Origin of the sequence: Mycobacterium sp. (assembly GCF_050701675.1) — a bacterium.
Taxonomy (GTDB): domain Bacteria; phylum Actinomycetota; class Actinomycetes; order Mycobacteriales; family Mycobacteriaceae; genus Mycobacterium.
The window spans coordinates 1-3,560 of the sequence record NZ_JBOGDD010001119.1 but is presented as its reverse complement, the minus strand read 5'-3'; the positions used below and the strand labels follow the sequence as shown (position 1 = coordinate 3,560).

General features: G+C 68.2%; 6 protein-coding genes. 3 read left to right on the top strand and 3 right to left on the bottom strand.

What is annotated here, in order from left to right:
• Positions 1–349 (top strand): RNA-binding S4 domain-containing protein (locus tag ACRDUX_RS34710; protein ID WP_526421031.1); only part of this gene is annotated, 349 nt, incomplete at its 5' end.
• Positions 350–374: 25 nt separating this feature from the next.
• On the opposite strand, the gene ACRDUX_RS34705 is transcribed toward ACRDUX_RS34710, so the two are convergent.
• Positions 375–947 carry a TetR/AcrR family transcriptional regulator gene (locus ACRDUX_RS34705; RefSeq protein ID WP_526421029.1) on the bottom strand — a complete coding sequence of 191 codons (573 nt, stop codon included), beginning with the start codon at positions 945–947 and terminating at the stop codon, positions 375–377.
• Positions 948–1,029: 82 nt separating this feature from the next.
• Here ACRDUX_RS34705 and ACRDUX_RS34700 point away from each other — a divergent pair, with 82 nt between their 5' ends.
• Complete coding sequence (locus ACRDUX_RS34700; RefSeq protein WP_526421027.1) at positions 1,030–1,911, top strand: SDR family oxidoreductase; 882 nt, start codon at positions 1,030–1,032, stop codon at positions 1,909–1,911.
• Between the two features lie 4 nt (positions 1,912–1,915).
• On the opposite strand, the gene ACRDUX_RS34695 is transcribed toward ACRDUX_RS34700, so the two are convergent.
• The gene (locus tag ACRDUX_RS34695) at positions 1,916–2,479 is read right to left on the bottom strand and encodes a hypothetical protein (RefSeq protein ID WP_526421025.1); all 564 of its coding nucleotides are present in this window, start codon (positions 2,477–2,479) and stop codon (positions 1,916–1,918) included.
• 220 nt (positions 2,480–2,699) lie between these two features.
• Positions 2,700–3,227, bottom strand: a complete 528-nt coding sequence (locus tag ACRDUX_RS34690; RefSeq protein WP_526421023.1) for a DinB family protein — start codon at positions 3,225–3,227, stop codon at positions 2,700–2,702.
• 157 nt (positions 3,228–3,384) lie between these two features.
• Between ACRDUX_RS34690 and ACRDUX_RS34685 the strand changes: the two genes are divergently transcribed.
• Positions 3,385–3,560: maleylpyruvate isomerase N-terminal domain-containing protein (locus tag ACRDUX_RS34685; protein ID WP_526421033.1), on the top strand; the 176-nt coding region annotated here is incomplete at its 3' end.

Genomic DNA, 3,560 nt, shown 5'->3' with positions numbered 1-3,560 from the left:
GGACCGCTGGTTGTGGGCGGTCCGTTTGACCAAGACCCGGCCGGACGCCGCCGCGGCGTGCCGCGGCGGGCACGTACGCGTCAACGACCGGCCGGCCAAGCCGGCGACGACCGTGTCCCCCGGTGACGAGGTGCGCGCCCTGGTGGGTGACGTAACGAGGATCGTCGAGGTGGTTCGGGTGATCGAGAAGAGGGTCGGTGCGACCGATGCCGTGACCTGTTATCTCGATCGAACGCCCGCACCGCCGCCGACCTCGGCCATTGCGGTGGCGGTCCGCGATCGCGGTGCCGGGCGGCCCACCAAACGGGACCGACGACTCCTGGACAGGTGGCGCGCCAGCCAGGGATGAGGTCACCGTCTCGTCGGCCAGGCGGTCAGCCGAGTTCGGCAACTGAGGCGCGCAACCGCGTCAACGCGCCACGCGCCAGCTCGCCCAACTCCTGTTGGTTGTCCTCGGCGACCCATGAGGCGTATGCCTCCTTGAAGGCGAGGACGCCCAACTCCGCCGCGAGGGTCGCCACCAGATCTTGGACGCCACGAGCGCGCAACGCACCTGCCATGGCCGCCGCGAGTCCGACCTGTTTGAGTGCATCCCGCTCTTGCAGTTCCGTGCTGGTGGCGATGACCGCACGCAACCGGGGACCAAGCTCGCGATTGAACGGCGTCATCGCCGCAGTGGCCTGCTCCAGCCCGGCGGCGACGGCGACCATGGGGCTGGCATCGGCGGGCGCTGCAGAGATGCCGTCGACGAAGAGCCGCGACAGGGTTTCCTGACCGGCGGCCAGCACTTCCCGCTTGTCGGGGAAATGCCGAAAGAAGGTGCTCTTCGTCAGGCCGGCGCGTTCGGCGATCTGGGCGACCGTGGTGTCGTCGTAACCCCGCTCGGAAAACAGATGGAGCGCGGCCACGACGAGCCGCTCGCGCGCATCGGGTTCCCATCGGGGCATCGCGCCATCTTACCGATGGGACCTTTATCGCGTCACTCTGCTACCGTGATGGGACATCAGTCGCATCACTAAGGAGTCCATCGTGCGCGTGTTCGTCACCGGTGCTGCCGGAGGAATCGGTTCCGTGGTCATTCCCGAGCTGATCGCCGCGGGCCACGAAGTCGTTGGCCTGGTTCGCTCCGACGCCTCGGCTCACACTGTCAGCGCGCTGGGAGCCACCGTGCTCCGCGGTGATCTCAACGATCGCGAGAGCCTGCGCACCGGTGCCGCACATTCGGATGGCGTCATCCACCTCGCCTTCGGCAACGACTTCAAAAACTTCGAGAAGTGCGTTGCTGAGGAGGCTTTCGCCGTCGAGGCTCTGGGTGCCGCACTCGAAGGGAGCGGCAAGCCGCTGGTCATCGCCTCCGGCACACCCGCCACCCCAGGACACGCCTCGACAGAGCAGGACGCGATGCCGACGGACGGACCCGTAGGCGGTCGCGGTCGCAACGCTCAGACAGCCCTGGCCCTGGCGACCAAGGGTGTTCGCTCGGCCGTCGTCCGACTCCCCCGGTCGGTTCACGACCGCGGCGGTCCCTACGGATTTGCCGGACTGCTCATCGAAGCCGCCCGCCGCACCGGAGTCTCCGCCTATGTCGGCGACGGCTCCCAGCGATGGCCAGCAGTGCACCGAAAGGACGCCGCCCGGCTCTTCAGGCTGACTCTCGAACAGGCCACTCCGGGCACGGTGGCCCACGCGGTTGCCGATGAAGGCGATGCGATGTGCGCCATCGCCGAGGTCATCGGCCGCCAACTCGACCTACCCGTCGAAGCCGTCCCGGCAGAGAACTTCGGATTCCTCGGCAGTGTCTTCGGTGTCGACCAGCCCTCCTCGAGCGCACTCACCCGCCAAAGACTTGGGTGGCAGCCCACCCATCCGAGCCTGCTCGACGATCTCGAAGCCGGAAACTACCCGGCGTAACGGCTTAGGGCGTCGGTGGCGGAACGGGTGCGACAGCCGGCGCCGCGGCAGGGTCAGCGGGCGCCGCAGGCGGCGCGTATCCGGGCGGCGGCGGCCCGTTGAGCGGGTAGTACCCGGGAGGAAGTGCCGGCCCCACCTCGTTCGGATCCTTCGGCAGCGCGGGGGTCGAGGACGACGGGTCCGTCAGCGACGTGAACCCAGGCGGCAGTTTCGGCGCGGGACCCGCTCCGGGGGGCGGTGCGAGCGCACCCTGTGGGGCCCCGTTCGGATCCGCCCCGCTGAGGTCCCCATCGCGGACCTCGTGCCAAATGTCCCTGAGGCTGCCGATCGGGCCGGACCCCGAGCCGAATTGGGGGTTCGCGATCTCCGGCACCACCGGCGGGCCGACGGGTGGGGGCGCAGGAGCAGCGACCGGTCCGGCCGCCGGGTCCGCTGGCGCCGGCGGAAATGGCTCAGGGTCCGCTGCGGCCTGACCGGCCATGGCCAGTGCACCGCCCGCGAGGATCACGCCCGCGACGGCGATCCTCACGGCGTCGGCGGACCGCATGGCGCGATGTCGTTGCGTCATGAACTAGTTGTCCTCTCTGATGGCGCCCGCGAGGGGCGCCGGACCCGACTTCCGAGTAAGGCTAACGCCTTGCCCGTTGGGCGTCACCCGTTCACGCTCCTGAACTCGCCAGTCACTCGAGTTCGACCTGGTCGTCCTCGTCGACCCTGAGGCGTTCGGCGAAGGTGTCGAGGGGCGGTCGACCGCTACGTCGCGATGACGCGGGCTACCCGGCAACCCGTCATCCTGACGACGTCGTGACGTCGTGCAGGTGGTGCACCGGGTCGTGGATGAAGTATCGCGCCAGCGTCTCGATCGTGAATTCGCTTCCGTCGCTGCGAAATCCCTTCCTCTCCCACGCATCGTCGGGCACGGCTTCGAAGGCGGCCGCGAGACTGTCCGCTGCCGTCGTCAGCTCCGCTGCGACCGTTGACGGGTCCTGTTCGCGATAGCGCGCAGCCACCGCCGTTGCGTCCTGATCCCAATCGTCGAACCGGGGTTCGTCGCCGTCGAGCATCAGTGCCAGGCGTACCGCGAAGATCCGGAAGACGTCGCGCACGTGTGCCCCGTATTCGAGGGCCGACCACGTGGCGGGGTTTGGGCGCCTCGCCACGTCGTGACCACGCAACACCGCCGGCCATGCTGCGGCGTTCTCCTTAAGCAAGGTGGCAACGTCGCGCGCGGGGACCGCCGAGGCATCGAAGCCGCACTCGGGGCACTCGCGTTGCAACACCCACGTCCAGTTCTTGGTGTCGGGTCGAATGGCCATGCGCCGATCGTAGGGGCGTTCCGTCTCGACACGACAGTCGTTTTCGGCCATCCGGCGGGTAATTCGTGCCATCCCCGACCGGTCACTCCGCGACGGAGATCGCGGCCACGACTTCCTCGGTGCTGACGATAGACAACCAAGCTGGCACCCTGAAGTGATGGATCGCCTTGCCATCATCGATTCCGAATCGCGGCGTCTTGCCGATGTACTGGAGGGGGTCGACCCCGACCAACGCTGTCCTACCTGTCCGGAATGGACGGCGTCGGACTTGCTGTGGCATCTGACGAACGTCCACTTCTTCTGGGCCGGAATCCTGGCGCAACTGGTCCAGAG

Bases quoted from the DNA above. Each gene is read 5' to 3' on its own strand.
- ACRDUX_RS34690 (WP_526421023.1), bottom strand. From the start codon at position 3,227: ATGGCCATTCGACCCGACACCAAGAACTGGACGTGGGTGTTGCAACGC.
- ACRDUX_RS34695 (WP_526421025.1), bottom strand. From the start codon at position 2,479: ATGACGCAACGACATCGCGCCATGCGGTCCGCCGACGCCGTGAGGATC.
- ACRDUX_RS34705 (WP_526421029.1), bottom strand. From the start codon at position 947: ATGCCCCGATGGGAACCCGATGCGCGCGAGCGGCTCGTCGTGGCCGCG.